The sequence below is a fragment of the Mycobacterium sp. NPDC051804 genome (genome assembly GCF_044452905.1).
Taxonomy (GTDB): domain Bacteria; phylum Actinomycetota; class Actinomycetes; order Mycobacteriales; family Mycobacteriaceae; genus Mycobacterium.
The window spans coordinates 426,471-446,755 of record NZ_JBITCD010000003.1; the positions used below are offsets into that span (position 1 = coordinate 426,471).

20 protein-coding genes are annotated in these 20,285 nt (G+C 65.9%); 7 read left to right on the plus strand and 13 right to left on the minus strand.

The genetic code is table 11. The features are described 5' to 3' along the window. Positions 1-5 precede the first annotated feature (5 nt). The 3 genes from ACIA48_RS13125 to cobN all read right to left on the minus strand — a co-directional run bounded on the left by ACIA48_RS13125 (position 6) and on the right by cobN (position 4,438). On the minus strand, positions 6-395 hold the full coding sequence (locus ACIA48_RS13125; protein ID WP_396731647.1) for a PPOX class F420-dependent oxidoreductase: 390 nt from the start codon (positions 393-395) through the stop codon (positions 6-8). A 78-nt stretch (positions 396-473) separates the two neighbouring features. Then, the gene (locus tag ACIA48_RS13130) at positions 474-854 is read right to left on the minus strand and encodes a PPOX class F420-dependent oxidoreductase (RefSeq protein WP_396731649.1); all 381 of its coding nucleotides are present in this window, start codon (positions 852-854) and stop codon (positions 474-476) included. Positions 855-871: 17 nt separating this feature from the next. Then, positions 872-4,438, minus strand: coding sequence for a cobaltochelatase subunit CobN (gene cobN / locus ACIA48_RS13135; RefSeq protein ID WP_396732794.1), 3,567 nt, complete (start codon positions 4,436-4,438; stop codon positions 872-874). A gap of 78 nt (positions 4,439-4,516) precedes the next feature. Here cobN and ACIA48_RS13140 point away from each other — a divergent pair, with 78 nt between their 5' ends. Next, entirely contained in the window at positions 4,517-5,335 is an 819-nt protein-coding gene (locus ACIA48_RS13140) for a helix-turn-helix domain-containing protein (protein WP_396732797.1), read from the plus strand. A 10-nt stretch (positions 5,336-5,345) separates the two neighbouring features. Continuing rightward, the gene (locus ACIA48_RS13145; protein WP_396731652.1) at positions 5,346-5,747 is read left to right on the plus strand and encodes a VOC family protein; all 402 of its coding nucleotides are present in this window, start codon (positions 5,346-5,348) and stop codon (positions 5,745-5,747) included. A gap of 230 nt (positions 5,748-5,977) precedes the next feature. On the opposite strand, the gene ACIA48_RS13150 is transcribed toward ACIA48_RS13145, so the two are convergent. From ACIA48_RS13150 to ACIA48_RS13170, 5 genes are all read right to left on the minus strand, one after another. Beyond that, a complete protein-coding gene (locus tag ACIA48_RS13150) occupies positions 5,978-7,432 on the minus strand; it encodes a flavin-containing monooxygenase (protein WP_396731654.1) in 1,455 nt (484 codons plus the stop codon). 71 nt (positions 7,433-7,503) lie between these two features. After that, on the minus strand, positions 7,504-8,478 hold the full coding sequence (locus ACIA48_RS13155; protein WP_396731656.1) for a glycine betaine ABC transporter substrate-binding protein: 975 nt from the start codon (positions 8,476-8,478) through the stop codon (positions 7,504-7,506). Next, positions 8,478-9,245, minus strand: a complete 768-nt coding sequence (locus tag ACIA48_RS13160) for an ABC transporter permease (RefSeq protein WP_396731659.1) — start codon at positions 9,243-9,245, stop codon at positions 8,478-8,480. The genes ACIA48_RS13155 and ACIA48_RS13160 overlap by 1 nt, the downstream gene beginning before the upstream one ends. Next, positions 9,242-10,423 carry an ABC transporter ATP-binding protein gene (locus tag ACIA48_RS13165; protein WP_396731662.1) on the minus strand — a complete coding sequence of 394 codons (1,182 nt, stop codon included), beginning with the start codon at positions 10,421-10,423 and terminating at the stop codon, positions 9,242-9,244. Before ACIA48_RS13165 ends, ACIA48_RS13160 begins: the two co-directional genes overlap by 4 nt. Continuing rightward, positions 10,420-11,067, minus strand: coding sequence for an ABC transporter permease (locus ACIA48_RS13170; protein ID WP_396731665.1), 648 nt, complete (start codon positions 11,065-11,067; stop codon positions 10,420-10,422). The genes ACIA48_RS13165 and ACIA48_RS13170 overlap by 4 nt, the downstream gene beginning before the upstream one ends. A gap of 133 nt (positions 11,068-11,200) precedes the next feature. Between ACIA48_RS13170 and ACIA48_RS13175 the strand changes: the two genes are divergently transcribed. Then, positions 11,201-12,124 carry a TauD/TfdA dioxygenase family protein gene (locus ACIA48_RS13175; protein WP_396731668.1) on the plus strand — a complete coding sequence of 308 codons (924 nt, stop codon included), beginning with the start codon at positions 11,201-11,203 and terminating at the stop codon, positions 12,122-12,124. A 1-nt stretch (position 12,125) separates the two neighbouring features. On the opposite strand, the gene ACIA48_RS13180 is transcribed toward ACIA48_RS13175, so the two are convergent. Further along, positions 12,126-12,434, minus strand: a complete 309-nt coding sequence (locus tag ACIA48_RS13180; protein WP_396731670.1) for a hypothetical protein — start codon at positions 12,432-12,434, stop codon at positions 12,126-12,128. A gap of 138 nt (positions 12,435-12,572) precedes the next feature. On the opposite strand from ACIA48_RS13180, the gene cobG reads away from it, so the two are divergent. Genes cobG through ACIA48_RS13200 form a run of 4 tightly spaced genes read left to right on the plus strand, consistent with a single transcriptional unit; the run spans position 12,573 to position 16,876 of the window. Beyond that, on the plus strand, positions 12,573-13,688 hold the full coding sequence (gene cobG / locus ACIA48_RS13185) for a precorrin-3B synthase (RefSeq protein ID WP_396731672.1): 1,116 nt from the start codon (positions 12,573-12,575) through the stop codon (positions 13,686-13,688). Between the two features lie 9 nt (positions 13,689-13,697). Next, the gene (locus ACIA48_RS13190; RefSeq protein WP_396731675.1) at positions 13,698-14,324 is read left to right on the plus strand and encodes a precorrin-8X methylmutase; all 627 of its coding nucleotides are present in this window, start codon (positions 13,698-13,700) and stop codon (positions 14,322-14,324) included. Beyond that, positions 14,321-15,796, plus strand: a complete 1,476-nt coding sequence (locus tag ACIA48_RS13195; protein ID WP_396731678.1) for a precorrin-2 C(20)-methyltransferase — start codon at positions 14,321-14,323, stop codon at positions 15,794-15,796. The genes ACIA48_RS13190 and ACIA48_RS13195 overlap by 4 nt, the downstream gene beginning before the upstream one ends. 12 nt (positions 15,797-15,808) lie before the next feature. Then, a complete protein-coding gene (locus ACIA48_RS13200; RefSeq protein WP_396731680.1) occupies positions 15,809-16,876 on the plus strand; it encodes a phosphotransferase family protein in 1,068 nt (355 codons plus the stop codon). On the opposite strand, the gene ACIA48_RS13205 is transcribed toward ACIA48_RS13200, so the two are convergent. From ACIA48_RS13205 to ACIA48_RS13220, 4 genes are read right to left on the minus strand one after another with little or no spacing between them, the layout of a single operon-like run. Further along, positions 16,854-17,585 (minus strand): cobalt-precorrin-6A reductase, encoded by a 732-nt coding sequence (locus tag ACIA48_RS13205; RefSeq protein ID WP_396731682.1) that lies wholly within the window; start codon positions 17,583-17,585, stop codon positions 16,854-16,856. The two genes, ACIA48_RS13200 and ACIA48_RS13205, sit on opposite strands and share 23 nt — an antisense overlap. Continuing rightward, positions 17,585-18,340 (minus strand): precorrin-4 C(11)-methyltransferase, encoded by a 756-nt coding sequence (gene cobM, locus ACIA48_RS13210; protein ID WP_396731685.1) that lies wholly within the window; start codon positions 18,338-18,340, stop codon positions 17,585-17,587. The genes ACIA48_RS13205 and cobM overlap by 1 nt, the downstream gene beginning before the upstream one ends. Then, on the minus strand, positions 18,337-19,515 hold the full coding sequence (cbiE, locus tag ACIA48_RS13215; protein ID WP_396731688.1) for a precorrin-6y C5,15-methyltransferase (decarboxylating) subunit CbiE: 1,179 nt from the start codon (positions 19,513-19,515) through the stop codon (positions 18,337-18,339). The genes cobM and cbiE overlap by 4 nt, the downstream gene beginning before the upstream one ends. After that, entirely contained in the window at positions 19,512-20,264 is a 753-nt protein-coding gene (locus ACIA48_RS13220; protein ID WP_396731691.1) for an SDR family NAD(P)-dependent oxidoreductase, read from the minus strand. Before ACIA48_RS13220 ends, cbiE begins: the two co-directional genes overlap by 4 nt. Positions 20,265-20,285: the final 21 nt, after the last annotated feature.

The following is a 20,285-nucleotide window of genomic DNA, read 5'->3' on the forward strand; positions in this document are numbered from 1 at the left end:
ATCGGCTACGCGGCCGGTGCCACCTCGATGGCGCTGTGCACCTTGTCGACTCCCCCGCGCACGATCGCCTGCGGAATCCACCACCACGCGTGCCACCAGTATTTCCTGGTGACCTTGTCGAAGACCTTGCGGTTCTCCGACTTCGGCAGATTCCGGGCTACTGCCTTGACCGGCTCGCCCTTCGGCTTGTTTCCGATCGCGTAGGCCCGCTGGACGGTCACCCGGGGCGTGTTGTTGATGCGTTTGGTCTTCCACGAGCCGTCGTCGGTGGAAATCAGCAGCTTGCCGTCTTCGTAGACGCCCCACACGGTTGTCGGCTTTGGTCTGCCGTCCTTGGTGAACGTCGTCAGGATCAGGTACTTGGACCGCGCGACGTCCTCAAAAGTGTCAGCCATGGGTAGTGTTCCTCTTTCGATGCACAAACGATGCGCAAGAATACCCGATGATCGGCTGCTCAAAACCTTCGCAGCGGACTACGCAGCCTTCAGCTCGATCGTCACGTTGTTCTTCATGCCGCCGCGCAGCTTCGAGAACACGTTGAACGTCTTTCCCAGCAGCCCGTAGCGACTGCCGATCAGATCGTAGGTGTGGCCGTTTGCCGACTTGTCCAGGATCGCGGCGACTGCCTCGACGGCCTCCCCCTTCGGATTTCCGCTGCGGTCGCACTCCGCGATCGTCACGCGCGGGGTGTTCCGGATGCGCTTGACCTTCCACGACTTCTCCTGCGTGATGACCAGGAGGCGGTCACCGTCCGCAGGCGCCCAGACCGCGGTGGGCTTGGGCCGGCCATCCTTGGTGAACGTGGTCAGCAGGACGTATTCCGACTTCTTGAGGTCGGCGAAGGACGCTGGCATGGATCCAAACGTAGCGGTCAGCCCTCGAGTTCGCCTTCGGTCTCCAGCAGCACCTGCCGCAGCCCGTCGAGCGTCGCGGGATCCGGCTGTGCCCACATGCCGCGCCCAGCCGCCTCCAGCAGGCGTTCGGCCATGCCGTGCAGCGCCCACGGGTTCGACTCCGCCATGAACTTGCGGTTGTCACCGTCGAGGACGTACTCCGCCGACAGGCGCTCGTACATCCAGTCGGCCATCACCCCCGCGGTTGCGTCGTAGCCGAACAGGTAGTCGACGGTGGCCGCCATCTCGAAAGCGCCCTTGTACCCGTGCCGCCGCATCGCGTTGATCCACCGAGGGTTGACGACGCGGGCGCGGAATACGCGGGCGGTCTCCTCCGATAGCGTGCGGGTGCGCACCGCGTCGGGCCGGGTGTTGTCACCGATATAGGCGGCGGGCGCCTTTCCGGTCAGCGCGCGCACCGTCGCCACCATGCCGCCGTGGTACTGAAAGTAGTCGTCGGAGTCGGCGATGTCGTGCTCGCGGGTGTCGGTGTTCTTGGCCGCGACCGCGATGCGCCGGTAATTCTGGTTCATGTCGTCGGCCGCCGGCCTGCCGTCCAATCCGCGGCCGTACGCGAAGCCGCCCCAAGCCGTGTAGACCTCCGCGAGGTCGGCGTCATCACGCCAGTTGCGGCTGTCGATCAGCTGCAGCAGCCCCGCGCCATAGGTGCCCGGCTTGGAGCCGAATATCCTTGTGGTCGAACGCCTCTGATCGCCATGCTCAGCCAGATCAGCCTGCGAATGCGCGCGGACGTAGTTGTCCTCGGCAGCCTCGTCGAGCCCCGCGACGAGCTGCACCGCGTCGTCGAGCATCGTGACGACGTGCGGGAAGGCGTCGCGGAAGAAGCCTGAGATGCGCACGGTGACGTCGATGCGCGGCCTGCCGAGTTCCGTCAGCCCGATCGCCTCCAGGTTCACCACCCGCCGCGACGCGTCGTCCCATACCGGCCTTACGCCAAGCAGCGCCAGCACCTCGGCGATGTCGTCACCTGCGGTGCGCATGGCCGACGTGCCCCACACCGACAACCCGACCGAGCGCGGCCAGTCGCCGTGGTCCTCCTGGTAGCGCGCCAGTAGCGAATCCGCCATTGCCACACCGGTTTCCCACGCGAGCCGGGACGGCACCGCCTTGGGGTCGACGGAGTAGAAGTTGCGTCCGGTGGGCAGCACGTTGACAAGACCACGCAGTGGCGAGCCCGATGGTCCGGCTGGGACGAAGCGACCGTCGAGCGCACGCAGGATCTGCGGGATCTCGGCTTCGGTGCCCGCCAGCCGCGGCACCACCTCGGTTGCCGCGAAACGCAGGATCGCCGCTACGTCGGCGTTGTCGGTGAGGGCGTCGACGGCGCCGGGGTCCCATCCCGAGGCCGCAAGTGCCACAACGAGTTCACGGGCTTTTGCTTCGGCGGTGTCCACCGCGGTGCGCTCGTCGTGGCCGTCCTCGGCCAGACCAAGGGCCTGCCGAACTCCAGGCACGCTCTGGTCGCCGCCGAACAGCTGACGTGCGCGCAGGATCGCGAGCACCAAGTCGATTTCTGCGTCGCCCGTGGGCTTTTCGCCGAGAATGTGCAGTCCGTCGCGGATCTGTACGTCCTTGATCTCGCACAGCCAGCCGTCGACATGCAGCAGCATGTCGTCAAACGAGTCTTCGTCGGGCCGGTCGTCGAGCCCGAGATCGTGATCCATCTTGGCCGCCCGCATAAGGGTCCAGATCTGCTGGCGGATAGCGGGCAGCTTGCCGGGATCCAGCGCCGCGATGTTGGCGTGCTCGTCGAGCAACTGTTCCAAACGCGCGATATCCCCGTAGGTTTCGGCTCTGGCCATCGGCGGGATGAGGTGGTCGACGAGCGTGGCGTGTGCCCGGCGTTTGGCCTGCGTCCCCTCCCCCGGATCATTCACCAGGAACGGGTAGATCAGCGGCAGGTCACCGAGTGCGGCGTCGGTGCCGCAGGCCGACGACATGCCCAGCGTCTTCCCCGGCAGCCACTCGAGGTTTCCGTGCTTGCCCAGATGCACAACGGCGTCAGCGCCGAACACCGTGTCCAGCCAGCGGTAGGCGGCCAGATAGTGATGGCTCGGTGGTAGGTCCGGGTCGTGATAGATCGCCACCGGATTGTCTCCGAAACCGCGTGGCGGCTGAACCATCAGCACGACGTTGCCCGCCCGCATTGCGGCGATGACGATCTCACCCTCTGGATCGGTACTGCGGTCGACGAACAACTCGCCGGGCGGCGGACCCCAGTGCTCGACCATGGCATCGGTGAGCTCGGCGGGCAACGTGGCGAACCATTCCCGATATTCCGTGGCGGATACGCGGATCGGATTGCCCGCGAGCTGACCGTCGGTCAGCCAGTCGACATCCTGACCGCCGCGTTCGATCAACGCGTGAATCAAGGCGTCTCCATCACCGGCGTCCAGGCCGGGAATGTCGTCGATGCGGTACCCGTGATCGCGCATCGCTCGCAGCAGCGCGATGGCGCTGGCCGGGGTGTCCAGACCGACGGCGTTGCCGATGCGGGCGTGCTTGGTGGGGTACGCCGAGAACACCAGCGCCACCTTTTTCTGCGGTGCCGCGATGGCGCGCAAACGGGCGTGGCGCACCGCGAGGCCTGCAACGCGTGCACACCGCTCGGCGTCGGCCACATAAGAGATCAGGCCCTCGTCGTCAATTTCCTTGAACGAGAACGGGACCGTGATGAGGCGTCCGTCGAATTCGGGTACCGCGACCTGGGTCGCGACGTCGAGCGGCGACAACCCGTCGTCGTTGTCCCGCCACTGCGACCGCGAGCTGGTCAGGCACAGCCCCTGAAGGATCGGGGTGTCGAGAGCGGCCAGATGAGCGACGTTCCAGCTGTCGTCGTTGCCGCCAGCCGAGACCGTGGCGGGAGTGGAACCGCCGGCGGCAAGCACCGTGGTGATCAACGCGTCGGCGGTGCCGAGCAACTCCAGCAGTTCGGCGTCTGCTGTGCGCAGCGACGCGCAGAACACTGGAAGCGGCCTGCCTCCGGCGTCGTCGATGGCCTGACACAGAGCCTCGATATAGCCCGTATTACCGGCAAGGTGCTGCGCGCGGTAGTACAGCACTGCGATGGTGGGCCCGTCCGCGTCGGCGGACGGGCGCTCCAAGACGCCCCAGTTCGGGGTGGTGACCGGCGGCGCGAAGCCGTAGCCGGTCATCAACACCGTGTCGCACAAGAATGCGTGCAGCTGCCGAAGGTTTTCGACTCCGCCGTTGGCCAAGTAGACGTGCGCCTGCAGCGCGACGCCCGCCGGCGTCGTGGAATGCCCCATCAACTCGGCGTCCGGCGACTGCTCACCGCTGACCACGATCAACGGCACGCCAGTGGCCTCCAGTCCATCGATGCCGTCCTGCCAGGCGCGGTAGCCCCCGAGAATGCGGACCACGACGACATCGGCACTAACAACCAGCTCGTCGAGCTCGCCGTCGACCAGCCGGGACGGGTTCGCCCATCGATAGTCGGCGCCACTCGCGCGGGCGGTGATCAGGTCGGTATCGGAGGTCGACAACAACAAGACCGTCGGCAATTGAGTCGGCGGAGTCACCCGTCATTACTACCCCACGCGTTCTGCGGGTTGCGGACTAGCGTGGGACAGGTGAGCGCGATGTTCGCGTCCGGTGCTCCTCATCCGTCGCTGCGCGGCGTGGTGTTGCGCTACGAGGGGTACACCGAACGAGGCGGTAGTCCCGCGACGATCCGCGAACTGCCGTGCACATTCGTCCCGATCATCATCGACCTCGACGCGGGCTGGACCGTCGCGCACCGGGAGCACGCGCGGACCGGACCTCTGCGGCTCGACTCGTTTGTCGCGGGTATCACCGACGGGCCGGTCCTGGTCGGCCACGGCGGGTCCGCGCGTTGCCTGCAGGTCGATCTGACACCGCTGGGCGCCCGCCGGCTGCTCGGTATGCCGATGAGCGAGCTGGCCAATCGGACGGTGCCCATCGACGACGTGTTCGGCCGATTCGGATCCGAACTCGTCCAGCGGGTCGCGGACGCACCCGATTGGCCCGCGCGGTTCGCGCTGATCGATGCTGTGATCCGGGCGCGCCTCGCCGACACTGAGCCCGTTGACGCAGCAGTCGCGTGGTCCATGCACCGCATCACCCAGAGCAACGGAGCCGTTTCGATTTCCAGCCTGGCCGCCGAATTGGGCTGGAGTCACCGGCGGCTCATCGCACGCTACCGCGACGCCATCGGGTTGCCGCCGAAACTCGTTTCCCGGATTGTGCGGTTCGAGCAGCTCACAGCCTTGGTGGCCGCTCGGCCGGCGATCGACTGGGCCGGCGCCGCGGTCGAGTGCGGGTTCTTCGATCAGGCACACCTGGCACGCGAGGTACGGGAATTGGCCGACCTCACGCCCACCGAGCTTCGGGCGCAGAGCGTAAATTCCGTCCAAGACGGGGCAACAGCGTCGGCCTAGCGTCGATGTCATGACAGATACTCTGACCACTCACGGCGCCGTACCGATCGTGCCCTTCAGTGACCCGCGTGCCGGGATCGGTTGGCTTGAAAAGACATTCGGTGCCGTTGCGACCCTCGTGGTACCACCCGAACCCGACGAGCCGCTCAAGCATGCCGAACTGAAGGTCGGCAACGGCCTGGTGATGATCGATGACGCGGACCGCACCGACAGCCCATTTGCGCTGCCCGGGCCGGTCGTCCTCTATGTGGTGGTCGACGACCCTGACGCACTGCACGACCGGGCGGTCGCCGGCGGCGCCGAGATCGTGATGGGGTTGACCGACCAGGATTACGGCTCACGCGAATTCGCCGCGCGCGACCCGCACGGCAACGTGTGGTGCTTCGGCACCTACCGGCCGGGCCAGGGCTAGTGGCGGTTCCAGCGGTCGTAGGTGCTCTGCGAGTACGGCAGCAGCCCGAGTGCGCCGACGAGCACGACCATGAGGGCGCCGAAAACGATGAATTCGAACATCGTCGTTCCTTCCTGACATCGCTTACTACACACGCGTGTAGTTGTCTGGAACGTACTGCTCAAACGGCAGAAAAAGCGCAACATGTGTGGGACAGATCACTAGAGCCGATAGTGTGTCAGCCATCACATTCAGGCGGTTCGCACGTCGAAATCGTCGAGTTCAGGCGAGGCCAACAACTCGCGGTGACGCACCGGGTTCCATGGGAAAAGCTCTGGGAGACCGTCCTTGCCGATGTACCAGCTCTTGCACCCAGTCGCCCAAACCGTGTCGGGTAGAGCAGCTTTGACCTGCTCGTTGTAGACCTTGGTTGCCACCTCCGTTGGTGCGGCAAAGGAGACGCGGCCCTCGCGGATCTCGTTGATCCACCACATCGCGTAATCGGCCTGATCCTCGGCGATGATCACCAGCGACTGATTGCCGATCGGCGAGTGCGGCCCGATCAACATGAATAAATTCGGAAAGCCCGGCACCGCGATGGAGCGGTAGGCGTGCGGTCCATCGGCCCATACTTCGTCGATGGTCACGCCGTGCTCGCCAGTGATGTTCATCGGCCGAACGTAGGCACGTGCGTCGAACCCGGTCGCGAGCACAAGCAGGTCGATTTCGTGCAAAGTGCCATCCGCCGTCACGACCCCGTTCGGCTCGATATGGTCGATCGCGTCATCGACCACAGTTACCCCTTTCTTCTGCACTGATTGGTAGTAGTGACCCGCCGCGACCATTCGTTTGCACATCGCTTGGTAATCGGGTGTCAGCCTGCGGCGCAATTCACGATCGCGCACCGAAAAATTCAAGTTCCACCGGCACATCGCGGAGATGAGCCGGCGTTGCCAGCCCGGAGTGAGCATCGCCTGGAAGAAAAACTTCTCGTAGACGAGCTGCCATGCGCGGTAACCTATCCGGCTCATCGCGGGAAATCGCCGGTGTGCCGCTCTGCTGATCCGTGAATACTGCGGATTTGGGAACGGGAACACCCACTGCGGGGTGCGTTGAAAGATCGTCAGTCCTCGCACGTTGCCGCCGAGCGCGGCGGTGATTTGAACACCGGTAGAACCTGTCCCGATCAGCCCGATCCGCTTGTCCGGCAGTGAAAGTGAATCGTCCCATCGCGATGAGTGAAACGATGGCCCCGCGAAGGTGTCGAGGCCGGGGATATCCGGGTAGCGCGGGACGCGTAACACTCCGGTCGCTGTGATGAGGATGTCAAACGGTTCCTGCCCCGCGGCGGTGGTGATCCACCACTGCTCATCGCGGAACTCAGCGGAGGTCACCTCCGTGCCAAACCGGATATGGGGTCGAAAACCACGCTCCGTTGCAACCTGACTGAAATAGGACTGAACTTCGGCTCCGGGCGGAAGGACGTGGGACCACTCGGGATTCGATCGGAATGAGTACGTGTAGAGGCGCGACGGCACATCGCAGTGCAGCCCTGGATATCTGTTGTCGCGCCACGTGCCGCCGACCTCGTCAGCCGATTCGAAGATGGTGAATGTGTCGATACCGGCGTCCTGCAGTTTGGCCGCCATGCAGATGCCGGACATACCGGCCCCGACGATCGCTACATTCAGTGTCCTGTGCGCCATCACGACCCCCTAGCCCTGGCGGCACCGTACGCCTCGGCGACGAGTGAATTGACGCTTTGGCGGTATTGCCGTCACCGCTCGGTGACGAAGCCTTCGGCGACCATCCAGTCGCGGGCGACGACGGCCGGGTCGCGACCTTCGACGTCGACCTGCTTGTTCATCTCGATGATCGCGTCGTTGGTGAGCGCAGCCGTCACCGGGGCTGTGACCTCCGCGATTTCCGGATGGGCCTCGAAGAACTCGCGCTTCATCGTCACCGACGGGTTGTAGTGCGCGAAGAACTGTCTGTCGTCGGTGAGCACCACCAGATCGAGTGCGGCGATCCGTCCGTCGGTGGTGAACACCTCACCGAAATCGCACTGGTCGCCGTCCGCGGTCGCCTGGTAGATGATCCCGACCTGCAGCACGGGTGTCTGCGCCCGCGCGGGATCGAATCCGTAGGCCGCGGCCATGCCGGGATAACCGTCCTGGCGGGCGCGGAACTCGGTGTCCACACAGGTTTTCGCAGCGGCGGGATTTGTCCTGACCAACTCGGCATACTGCGACAGCGTCCGCACTCCGGTGCGTTCGACGACCCTCTTGCTGGCCGCCAGCGCGTACGTATCGTCCATCGGGCCCGGTGGCAGCCACACCATGTCGTTGCGCTCGAGGTCTTCGTCGCGAACCGCTTCGTATTGCTCGCGGCTGTCCGGTATCGGCTTCTCATGGCCGAGGTAGTTGATCCACGCGTTGCCGGTGAACTCGTAGGCCACGTCGACCTGGTCGCGTAGTTGCGCCTCGCGCGTGCTGCGGGACCCGACGATCCCGGTCAGATCCCGGACGTCGGCGCCTGCGGCCGCCAAGGTGTATTCGAGGATGTAACCCATGATCACCTGCTCGGTGTACTCCTTGGAGCCCACGGTGATCTTCACGCCCTCCAACGCTGCGTTCGGCTTGATCGAACCGGGTCCCACCATGAAGGGCACGGTGCCGCCCGAACCGAGACCGCAGGCCGATGCGGTCAGCGCGCACACTGTCGCGATGACCACGGCCAGGGTGCGCCGCATCAGCGAAGTCCCTTGGGGTTGAGGAAATATTCCGCGAGGCCGCCGAACCAATCGACCAGCAGCGCAAGACACACGGCAAGCACACTGCCCAGGATCAGCGTCACGTTGTCCTGCAGCTTGTAGCCCGTGTCGATGAGGATTCCGAGCCCGCCGGCGTTGACCAGGAATGACAGCGTCGCCGTGCCCACCGCGATCACCAGTGAGGTTCGCAGGCCAGCCAGGATGTACGGAATCGCCAGCGGCAGTTCGACTCTGAACAGCAATGCGCTGCGCGCCATCCCCTGACCGCGCCCAGCGTCCATCAGTGATTTGTCCACCTGATCGAGGCCGAGGATCGTGTTGGCAAGCACGGGCAGCAGTGAGTAGAGGGCGATCGGCAGGACCCCGATCCAGAAGCCCGTCTTGGCGGTCCACAGAAACAACAGCACCAGCAGACCGATCGCGGGCGCCGCCTGGCCGATATTGGCGATACCAACGAAGAACGGCCGCAATACTTTCGCGCCCGGGCGCGTCACCAGGACGCCGAGCGGGATGCCAACCGCCAGCACGATCGCGGTCACCGCGAAGGTGATCAGCAGATGCTGCCAGATCAACGCCGAAACGTTTCCGACGTTGATGTTCTCCTGCTGGGTGGCCGTCAGATCTCGGTCGAACGCCCAGAAGATGACCGCGGCGCCGACGACGAGCACCAGCGCAGGCTGGATCAACAACCGAAGACGCTCGGCTCCAGCCGTCTTCGGTGCGGCGTTGTCGACGGTGGTGGTCACGACTCGTCACCATCCGACGACTCGGCCTCGGATCGCAGCCGGGTGATGGTGTCGATCAGCGTATCCAGTGTCACGACACCCGCGTATTTGCTGCCTGGTCCTGAGACGACCGCCGAAGCATGCTGCTCGGCGAGGATCGCCTCCAACGCGTCCTCGAGCGTCGACTGGGTGCTGACCACGTCCAGCGGTTCAAAGGCATCGGCCAGCGTCTGGGCGTGCCGGAGGCGGCTCGAACGCACCCAGTTCACCGGCCGGTCACGATCATCGACGACGACAACCCAGTCGTACTCGCTGTTGGCCAACACATTTCGGACGCTCTCGAGCGAATCGCCCCGGTTCACCGCGGGGTGCGGCCGCAGTTCGACGTCCTTGACCCGCACGAGGCTGAGCTGACGCAGCGATGCGCCAGATCCGACGAACCCGGCGACGGTGTCGTCAGCCGGGCTGGCCAGAATCGCCTGCGGGGTGTCGTACTGCAGCACCTTCGACCGCTGCCCGAGCACTGCGATCCGGTCGCCGAGTTTCACCGCTTCCCCGAAGTCATGCGTGACGAACACGATGGTCTTGCGCAGTTCGGATTGGAGCCGCAGAAGTTCGTCCTGCAGTGTGCTTCTCGTGATCGGGTCGACGGCACCGAACGGCTCGTCCATCAGCAGCACCGGCGGATCTGCGGCCAGCGCTCTTGCTACACCGACCCTCTGCTGCTGGCCACCGGACAGCTGTCGCGGATACCGGTCTGCGTACTGACCGGGGTCGAGGCCGACCAGATCGAGTAGTTCGTCGACGCGATCCGCGATCTTCTTGCGCTCCCACCGCAACAGACCGGGCACCAGGCCGACATTCTGGCGAATCGTCATGTGCGGGAACAAACCTGCTTGCTGAATTGCATAGCCGATCGACCGTCTCAGCTCGGTCGGTTTGATGGACAACGCATCCTTGTCACCGATCAGGATCCGTCCCGACGTCGGTTCACTGAGTCGGTTGATCATCCGCATCATCGTGGTCTTTCCGCAGCCTGACGGTCCGACGAAAATTACGATCTCACCCGCGGGGATGTCGAGTGAGGTGTCGTCGACCGCTGGTTCCTTGGAGCCTGGGTAGACCTTTGAAACATGGTCGAGGACGATTTGCGCGCCGCTCGACGGCTGCGTCGTTCCTGACTCGAGTTGTGCTGTCACCGAATGCCTTTCGATGTAGTCAAGCGCCCGATGAGCACCAAGATCCCATCGAGGAGCAGCGCCAGAATGACGATGAGCAGGGTTCCGGTGAGTGCCATGGGGATGGCGGTCGGGCTGCCTACTCTGGCCAGGCCCGCGAAGATGATGTTGCCGAGGCCGGGCCCCTTGACGTACGCGGCGATCGCCAGGACGCCCATCGACATCTGGGTGCTGATGCGCATGGCCGACAGGATCGACGGCCACACCAGCCGTAACTCGACGCGACTCAGGGTGGCGAGCCGGCCCATTCCGAGACCACGCGCGGCGTCGGTCAATGCGGGATCGACGGCATTCAGGCCCACGATCGTGTTGCGGATGATCGGCAGCAGCGAGTACAGCACCAGGGCCGCGACGCTGGGGACCACGCCGAGCCCGAAAAGCGGGATGAGCAGCCCCAGCAGCGCGAACGCAGGCACGGTCAGGATGACGCTAGAGGTCGCTGTGGCGAGGTTGGAGGCCAGCGAATTGCGGTACGTGAGCACTCCGACGGCCACTCCGACGATGGTGGCGATGAGCACGCTCTGCACCACCGCGCTGACGTGCTGGTAGGAGTCGAACAACAACTGCGAATGGTGGGCAGCGATGTACTCCCACAGGGCATTCACAGCCCGACCGTACCCGCACACGAGCAAAACCAAACGAGAAGTGAATTCGATTCGTGCTGAGGAAAATAGTTGTCCGACCGCCGCCCAAAGACCAGCGTGTGCTGGGTTCATTCGACGGTTTGGAGGTGGACCGATGACCTCAGGGTTGCGGGTGGTGAAGCTCGGCGCGAATATCGGTGCGCGCATCGACGGTATCGACCTCAGTTCAGACGTCGATCCGGTAAGCGCCTCAAAGATCAACGCCGCCTTGCTCGAACACAAAGTGATCTTTTTTCGTGAGCAGCATCGACTCGACGACGACGGTCAGCTCGCCCTGGCGGCCAAGCTCGGTACGCCGACCACCGCGCACCCGACGGTGACCTCTCGTGGCACGAAGTTGCTCCCGATCGATTCCCGCTACGACAAAGCCAACGCGTGGCACACCGACGTCACATTCGTCGACCGGGTTCCGAAAGCATCACTGCTGCGTGCGATTTCACTTCCCGAGTACGGCGGCACCACCACGTGGGCGAACACCGAGACGGCCTACAACAGGTTGCCGGATCCGCTGCGGGCGCTCGCCGAGAATCTGTGGGCGGTACACACCAATGACTACGACTACGCCACCGACGTCGACCGCAGGGACGCAACCGTGGCCGACACGGTGCGCCAGTATCGCGAGGAGTTCGTGTCCGACCACTACGAGACCGAACACCCCGTTGTGCGGGTGCATCCTGAGACTGGAAACCGCGTCCTTCTGCTCGGCCAGTTCGTCAAGCACTTCGTCGGTCTGAGCTCGACCGAGTCGGCGACGCTATTCGGGCTGTTCCAGGCGCGGATCACCAAGCTGGAGAACACCATCCGCTGGAGCTGGCAGCCCGGTGACCTCGCGATCTGGGACAACCGGGCCACTCAGCACTACGCCGTATCGGACTACGACGACCAGTACCGGCGGCTCAACCGGGTCACGCTGGCCGGCGACATCCCGGTCGATGTCTATGGCCAGCGCAGCCGCACCGTGGTCGGCGACGCATCCGCGTACTCCGAGGTGGTCAGCCCCGTGCGGCTGGCCAGCTGATCTACAGCCGGCCCATCTCCCGCGACATCAGCGCGTTTTCGAGATAGGTGAATCGCTGGGCCTGGTAGCGCTGCGCCGACGGACGTGAGTCGGTGAAGACCGTGGTCATCGCGTGCGAGATCGCCTTGACCGCGGCGGACCAGTGGCTGGGGCGCACGCGCGGCACCGCCACCGCAGCCGCGGTAGCGAACAGCACCTGCTGTTCGGTGATCAACGTCGTTCCCTCGGACGAGGGGGCCGGGATCACGACCGGCGACGGAACGACTGTCTTGTGGAATGTCGGACGAGTAGTCGTCGTCAGATTGATCATGGCTCTCTCCCACCGTGTGGGCCCGAACTGCCCGGGCTCCTACCAGGAAAATTACGAGCGCAGGGTCGACAACACATGCGTAGGCGACTACCTCAATCCGTGGTGAACACGCCAGCAACGCGGGCGTACCGTGAACTGATGGCCAGGACCCGCGATCAGGACGCCTGCCCGGGCGCGCTGCAGGTCCACCCGGCCGCGGACGGCGCGCTGGCCAGGGTGCGGCTGCCCGGCGGGATGATCACCGCACCGCAGCTCGAATCCCTGGCGCTCGCGGCAACGCAGTGGGCGTCCCCGGCAATGGAACTCACCTCGCGCGGCAACGTCCAGATCCGAGCCATCAGTGATACCGAAGCGGTCACCGAGGCGTTGTCGGCATCAGGGCTGCTGCCCTCGGAGACGCATGAACGGGTGCGCAACATCGTCGCCTCACCGCTGTCCGGTCGCGTCGGCACGCACGCGGACATCCGGGCAATCGTCGCCGAACTGGACCATGCGATCCAGGGCCAGCCGGAGTTGGCTCAGCTGCCCGGCAGATTCCTGTTCGGCATCGACGACGGACGTGGCGACATCAGCGGACTGGCGGCAGATGCCGGAGTCCAGATCATCGGCGATTCGGCAGCGCTGCTGCTGGCGGGTCGCGATACCGGCGTGCGGCTGTCGCCCGGCGACGCGGTCCACACGCTCCTGACCGTGGCGAGCCGATTCGTCGAGAAGCGCGGAACATGCTGGCGCATCAGCGAGCTCGACAACACCGAGCACCTGCTGACGGGCTTCGCTACGACGGCGGAACCCGGTGAAACATGGCCGCCGGTGGGCAGGCCGCCGGTCGGCTGGATCGAGCAGAACGACGGCCGGGTGGCCTTGGGCGCCGCGGTCCCGCTGGGTGTGCTGAACGCCCGCGTCGCCGAATACTTAGCGGCCATCAACGCACCGATGGTCATCACGCCGTGGCGTTCGGTGTTCGTCTTCGACCTCACCGAGGACGTCGCAGACGCCGCGCTGCGGGTACTGGCACCCATGGGTCTGGTGTTCGACGAGAACTCGCCGTGGCTGTCGATCAGCGCATGCACCGGAAGCCCCGGCTGTGAGCGCTCAGCCGCCGATGTCCGCGCCGATGCCGCCGCTGCAGTGACGGAACCGACGACCGGACATCGGCACTTCGTCGGCTGCGACCGTGCCTGCGGCAGCCCTCCGACAGGTGACGTGCTGGTCGCGACCGGAGACGGATACCGGCCGCGAGAGGACCACCCGTAGGGTGATCGGGTGCTCGACTACATTCGCGACGCCGCCGAGATCTACCGGCAGTCGTTCGCGACGATCCGCGACGAAGCCGACCTGTCGCAGTTTCCTGACGACGTCGCACGCGTCGTGGTCCGGCTGATCCACACCTGCGGACAGGTCGACGTCGCCGACCACGTCGCCTACAGCGACGACGTCGTCGTCAAGGCCCACGCCGCGCTCGTCGCGGGAGCCCCGGTGCTGTGCGACTCGTCGATGGCGGCCGCGGGCATCACGAAGTCTCGGCTTCCTGCGGGCAATCAGGTGGTCTCGCTCGTCGCCGACGAACGGGCACCCGGGCTGGCGGACCGGCTGGGCTCGACGCGATCCGCTGCGGGTGTGGACCTGTGGGCCGACCGGCTTGGCGGTGCAGTGGTCGCCATCGGTAATGCGCCGACCGCGCTGTTCCGTCTGCTGGAACTCCTCGACGAAGGCGCCCCGACACCCGCCGCGGTGCTGGGTGGACCGGTGGGGTTCGTCGGCTCCGCGCAGTCGAAGCAGGAGCTGATCGAGCGGCCCCGCGGGATGTCGTACCTGGTGGTCAAGGGCCGTCGCGGAGGTAGCGCGATGGCCGCCGCTGCTGTGAATTCGATTGCGCAAGAACACGAATGACGGACAAGCGAGGAACCCTGTGGGGCGTCGGCCTCGGCCCTGGCGATCCCGAGCTGGTCACGGTGAAGGCGGCGCGCGTGATCGGCGCGGCCGACGTCGTCGCGTATCACAGCGCCAGGCACGGGAAGAGCATCGCTCGTGGCATCGCCGAGCCGTATCTGCGTGCGGGCCAGATCGAAGAGCATCTGGTCTACCCGGTGACCACCGAGACCACGGAACACCCCGGCGGCTACGCCGGCGCGATGGAGGACTTCTACCGCGAGTCCGCCGACCGGATCGCGGCTCACCTCGAAGCGGGTCGCGACGTCGCGCTTCTCGCGGAGGGCGATCCGCTTTTCTACAGCTCCTATATGCACATGCACACGCGGTTGACCGAGCGGTTCCACGCAGTGATCGTCCCCGGTGTCACATCGGTGAGCGCCGCATCGGCGGCGACCGGCACTCCCCTAGTCCAGGGCGACGAGGTGCTGACGATCCTGCCGGGAACCCTTCCGGTCGACGAGCTCAAGCGCAGGCTGGCCGACACCGACGCCGCCGTCGTGCTAAAGCTCGGACGTTCGTATCCTGCAGTACGCGAAGCACTTTCGGCCGCTGGCCGACTCGACAAGACTTTCTACGTCGAGCGCGCGAGCACGCAGGCGCAACGGGTGCTGGCCGCTGCTGACGTCGACGAGACATCGGTACCGTACTTCTCGCTAGCGATGCTGCCGGGAACTCCTCGGCCGCAGACGGAGCGCGGTAGCGTCGCGGTGGTCGGGCTGGGACCGGGTGACATCGACTGGATGACACCGCAGAGCCGACGTGAGCTTTCGTCGGCCACCGATCTCATCGGTTACGGCCCCTACCTCGACCGTGTCGGCACCCGCGACGGTCAGCGCCGTCACCCCAGCGACAACACCGACGAGCCCGCCAGGGCCCGGTTGGCGTGCACGCTGGCCGAGCAGGGTCGCGCCGTCGCGGTCGTGTCGTCCGGCGACCCGGGCGTTTTCGCGATGGCAACCGCCGTGCTCGAGGAGGCCAAGCAATGGCCGGGCGTGGCGGTGCGGGTCATTCCGGCGATGACCGCGGCACAGGCTGTCGCCAGCCGCGTCGGAGCGCCGCTGGGCCACGACTATGCCGTCATCTCGCTGTCCGACCGGCTCAAGCCGTGGGAGGTGATCGCGGCGCGCGTCACCGCCGCCGCAGCCGCCGACCTGGTGCTGGCCATCTACAACCCGGCATCCAAGAGCAGAACCTGGCAGGTCGGTGCGATGCGCGATCTGCTGCTCGAACATCGCGAGCCCGGTACCCCCGTGGTGATCGGCCGCGACGTCTCGGGTCCGGCCGAGCAGGTCCGGGTGGTGCGATTGGCCGATCTCGACCCGGCTGACGTCGACATGCGCACCCTCCTGATCGTCGGCTCATCCCAAACGCAGTGGTACCTGAGCGACTCCGGGGACACCGTCTTCACGCCGCGGCGCTACCCCACCTAGGATCTGACGACCATGGGCATTCCACACGGACCCGAAGATGTAACGGCGGCGTGGCTGGGCTCGGTGCTCGGCACCGACGTGAGCGACGTCGACGTCACCGCGATCGGAACTGGGCAGACCGGCGCGACGTATCGAGTGTCGGCGACGTATGCCACACCGAAGACGGACCTGCCCAACTCGTTCGCGATCAAGCTGTCCGCACAGGACGATGCGGTGCGCGAACGCGTGGCGCTCGGATACCGGTCGGAGGTCGAGTTCTACTCGCGGATCGCTGACCGGATGCGCATTCCGGTCCCTCAGAGCTTCCACTGCGACATATCCGAGGATGGTGCCGACGTCGTACTGCTACTTGGCGACATGGCGCCCGCGGTGCAGGGCGATCAGATTGCCGGTTGCACCGAACAGGAGGCGAGGCTTGCCGTGGAGGCGCTCGCGGGTCTGCACGGCCCCAGCTGGTGCGATCCGGAGTGGATGGACCTGGCCGCCATCGTGATGCCGAAGCCCGGTGACGACGATGCCGCCAAGGGCCTCGGCGACGTCTCGACGATGGCTGCTGACATTGTGATCGACCGGCTCGGGGCGCGCATCAGCCCCGAAGATCAGGAAACCCTTGTCGCCTCAATGGCTTCGGTCACCGCGTGGCTGCGGGCCGAGCCGAAACGCTTTGCGCTCATGCATGGCGACTACCGGCTCGACAACATGCTGTTCGATCCGGACCGCACGCGCATCACCGTTGTCGATTGGCAGACCGTCGGAATCGGCCTGCCCGGACGCGATCTCGCGTACTTCACCGGGACCAGCCTGGAACCGCGCTTGCGTGCCGATATCGAGCGCGGCCTCGTCGAGACCTACCACCAGGCGTTGACGGATTACGGCATCACGGATTACGGCATCGACACGTGTTGGCGCGATTACCGTCTCGGCGCGGTTCAGGTGCCGCTGCTGGTCGCCCTCGGCACCGCGTTCGCGAGCACCACCGATCGCGGTGACGACATGATGCTGGCCATGCTGAGCCGCGGTTGCCAGGCGATCCGCGACTTGGAGACGCTTGAACTGATCAACTCGTACGAGACGTCCTGACCCACGCGACCGCGTCCTCGACCGTATGCACGGTTTCGACACCGGACGGCAGGGGCGGCCGGTCGACCATGACGACCGGAATGTTCAGCGCGGCCGCGGCGTCGAGTTTGGGACGGGTCATCGCGCCGCCGCTGTTCTTGGTCACCAGCGCGTCGATGCGGTGTTCGCGCAACAACTCCAACTCGCCCTCGTAGCGATACGGGCCACGTGACAACAGGACCTGATGGCGCGCCGGCAGCGTGTCCGCATCGGGTGTCGTCACAGCGCGGATCAGGAACCAGGCGTCGGCGCCCCTGAAGGCGGCTGTCCCGGTACGTCCCGTTGTCAGGAACACCCGCGAAAATCTATGCTCGGCAATTACTTTCGCGGCGTACACGTCGGACGCCACCACAATTGTGTCACCCGACGGCCACGCGGGCCGAACCAGAAGCAGATGCGGCACACCCAGCTCCGAGCAGACCGCTGCGGCGTTGGCTGTGATGGTGGCTGCGAACGGGTGGGTGGCGTCGACGACCGCGTCGACGACGTTTTCGCGCAACCAGCCCCGCAGCCCCTCGGCACCGCCGAACCCGCCGATCCGCACTTGACCCACGGGCAGTGCCGGATCGGGCACCCGGCCCGCCAGGGAACTGATCACCTCGATATCCGGATGCAGGCGTGCTGCCAGCTCGCGCGCCTCAGACGTCCCGCCCAGCAGCAGGATCCGCATCAGTGGCGGTCCCCTCGGGTTCTTCCTGCGGAGTAGAGGTAGCTGTCTGTGAACCCCTCGGCCGCGAGTACATCTCCGACGAAGATGACAGCGGTCCGGGTGATTTCGGCGGCGTGCATCTGCTCGGCCAACTCGGCGAGTGTGCAGCGGAGCACCTGTTGCTGTGGCCAGCTCGCGAACGCCACTACAGCACAGGCTGTTTCGGGACTATATCCGCCGGCGAGCAACTGCGGAACGATGGCATCGATCTGCGCGGCAGCGAGGTGGAGCACCAGCGTGCCACCCACGGCTGACAGCGTCGCCAGGTCCTCCCCCGGCGGCATGGCCGTCGACAGCGTCGCGACGCGGGTCAGTGTCACGGTCTGTGCTACCCCGGGCACGGTGAGCTCGCGCCCGATGGCGGCCGCGGCTGCGGCGAAAGCCGGTACGCCGGGCACGATCTCGTAGTCGATGCCGAGCACATCGAGGCGGCGGCACTGTTCGGCAACCGCACTGTAGATCGACGGGTCACCGGAATGCAGTCTCGCCACATCGTGACCCGCGGCATGCGCATCGGCGATCTCGGTGATGATCGCGTCCAATGTCAGCGGGCCGGTGTCGATCACCCGTGCCTCAGGCGGACACAGTGCGAGCAAGTCCTCGGGCATGATCGAGCCGGCGTACAGGCAGACCGGGCAGCGACTCAGCAGCCGTTGGCCGCGCACGGTGATCAGGTCGGCCGCACCAGGGCCGGCACCGATGAAGTAGACGGTCATCGTTTGGTCACCGACCATTGCGTCACCGGCATTGCACGTCGCCAGCCGGTGAAGCCGCCGAGCGGTTCGCCGCGTTGGTACTCGAAGCGGGAAACCTCACCGCCGTATCGTGAATACCATTGGGCAATAACGGCTTCCGACTCGATCGTGACGGCGTTGGCGACCAGGCGTCCACCGACCGGCAACCGGTCGTAGCACGCCTCGAGCAGACCCGGCTGCGTCAGCCCGCCGCCAATGAAGATCGCGGCCGGTGGCGGCACGGATTCGAACGATTCCGGCGCGTCGAAGGTCACCTCGACGCGGACGCCGAAGGCAACCGCGTTCTCGCTGATCCGCTTGCGTCGCTCTTCGTCCCGCTCGAATGCGATCGCGCGACAACCGGATCCGCTGCGGCACCACTCGATCGCGATACTGCCCGATCCGGCCCCGACGTCCCACAGCAGTTCGCCGGGCCTCGGCGCCAGCGCGGTCAGCGTCAACGCGCGCACCGGTTGTTTCGTGATCTGGCCGTCATTGGCGTACGCCTCGTCGGGCATGATCGCGAACCGGCGCTCGTCGGGCAGGTATCGCACGGCGATCACGTTGAGATTGTCGACGTCGCCCGGCGGGCGGGCCGCCCACTCCCGCGCGGTGGCTGAGTGGCGGCGCTCCGCAGGTCCACCGAGCTGCTCGAGCACAGTGATCTCCGAGTCGCCACGCCCGGTATCGGTGAGCAAACGCGCCAACACTGACGGAGTGGTGGCGTCCTCGGACAACACGACGGCCTGCCCGCCCCGCCGTACCGCGGTGTGCGGCTCGCGGAAGACCAGGCTGATGATCTCGGTGTCCTGCACCGCCCAGCCGACCCGCGAGCACGCCAGCGTCACCGATGACACGTGGGGCAGCACGACGACGTTTTCGGCACCGTGCAGTCGGATCAGCGAGCTGCCGACGCCATGCAGTAGCGGATCGCCGCTGGCGATCACGTGCACATCGCCGTCCGCCCCGTCGAGGATCGTGCGGAGGGCGGGCAGCATGGGCGTCGGCCACGGCCGTCGCGTGGCGGTGACACTTTTGTCGAGCAGGTCCAACTGACGTCGCGACCCGTAAACGATTGTGGCCTTGGTCAATTCGGCCCGCGATGCCTGCGCAAGTCCGGACATGCCGTCGGCGCCGATCCCTACGACAATGATCATCTGGGCATCCTCCGCCAGACTGCCCGCGGCGTCATGCGGAACGCGAGTGCCAGGACTGCCATTGGCGCGGGTACCCACACCGCGTTGCGGCCCTGGCGTAGTGCCCGCACGACGGCGTCCGCGACCTGCGCAGGTGTAACGGACATCGGCGCGGGCTTCATGCCCTCCGTCATACGTCCGATGACGAACCCGGGCTTGACCACCAGCAGGCGCACCCCGGATCCGTGCATAGCGTCGGCCAGCCCGTTGCAGAACCCCTCGAGGCCCGCCTTCGCGGATCCATACACATAGTTGGCCCGCCGCACCCGGGCGCCCGCGATCGACGAGAACGCCACGATGCGCCCCGAGCCGGCCGCCCGCATCGTGGTCGCCAGCACCGTCATCAGGCTGGCCTGGGCGACGAAGTCGGTGTGGAGGATCGCTGCGGCGTGCGCGGCGTCCTTCTCGGCGAGTGGTTGGTCGCCGAGAATCCCGAAGGCGAGCACTGCAGTGCCGATCGGACCGAAATCGTCGACGATCGAGTCGACGAGCGCGCGATGTGTCTCCAGCGCGTCGGCATTGAATTCGCGCACCGCCACTGCGGCGGCGCCCGCCGCCCGCACGGCGACGACCTCGTGGTCAAGATCGCCGCAGCGGCGTGCCACCAGCAGCACGGTCGCGCCTGGCGCCAACCGCTTCGCCACCTCGAGCCCGATCTCGCTGCGCCCGCCGAAGATCACGACCAACTCGGTGTCTGCCGTGTCATTCACGGTTGTGATTATCGCCTGCGC

Coding starts and splice junctions, on each gene's coding strand:
- ACIA48_RS13125 (WP_396731647.1), bottom strand. CDS start 395: ATGGCTGACACTTTTGAGGACGTCGCGCGGTCCAAGTACCTGATCCTG.
- ACIA48_RS13130 (WP_396731649.1), bottom strand. CDS start 854: ATGCCAGCGTCCTTCGCCGACCTCAAGAAGTCGGAATACGTCCTGCTG.
- ACIA48_RS13140 (WP_396732797.1), top strand. CDS start 4,517: ATGTTCGCGTCCGGTGCTCCTCATCCGTCGCTGCGCGGCGTGGTGTTG.
- ACIA48_RS13145 (WP_396731652.1), top strand. CDS start 5,346: ATGACAGATACTCTGACCACTCACGGCGCCGTACCGATCGTGCCCTTC.
- ACIA48_RS13150 (WP_396731654.1), bottom strand. CDS start 7,432: ATGGCGCACAGGACACTGAATGTAGCGATCGTCGGGGCCGGTATGTCC.
- ACIA48_RS13155 (WP_396731656.1), bottom strand. CDS start 8,478: ATGCGGCGCACCCTGGCCGTGGTCATCGCGACAGTGTGCGCGCTGACC.
- ACIA48_RS13175 (WP_396731668.1), top strand. CDS start 11,201: ATGACCTCAGGGTTGCGGGTGGTGAAGCTCGGCGCGAATATCGGTGCG.
- ACIA48_RS13180 (WP_396731670.1), bottom strand. CDS start 12,434: ATGATCAATCTGACGACGACTACTCGTCCGACATTCCACAAGACAGTC.
- cobG (WP_396731672.1), top strand. CDS start 12,573: ATGGCCAGGACCCGCGATCAGGACGCCTGCCCGGGCGCGCTGCAGGTC.
- ACIA48_RS13195 (WP_396731678.1), top strand. CDS start 14,321: ATGACGGACAAGCGAGGAACCCTGTGGGGCGTCGGCCTCGGCCCTGGC.
- ACIA48_RS13200 (WP_396731680.1), top strand. CDS start 15,809: ATGGGCATTCCACACGGACCCGAAGATGTAACGGCGGCGTGGCTGGGC.
- ACIA48_RS13205 (WP_396731682.1), bottom strand. CDS start 17,585: ATGCGGATCCTGCTGCTGGGCGGGACGTCTGAGGCGCGCGAGCTGGCA.
- cobM (WP_396731685.1), bottom strand. CDS start 18,340: ATGACCGTCTACTTCATCGGTGCCGGCCCTGGTGCGGCCGACCTGATC.
- cbiE (WP_396731688.1), bottom strand. CDS start 19,515: ATGATCATTGTCGTAGGGATCGGCGCCGACGGCATGTCCGGACTTGCG.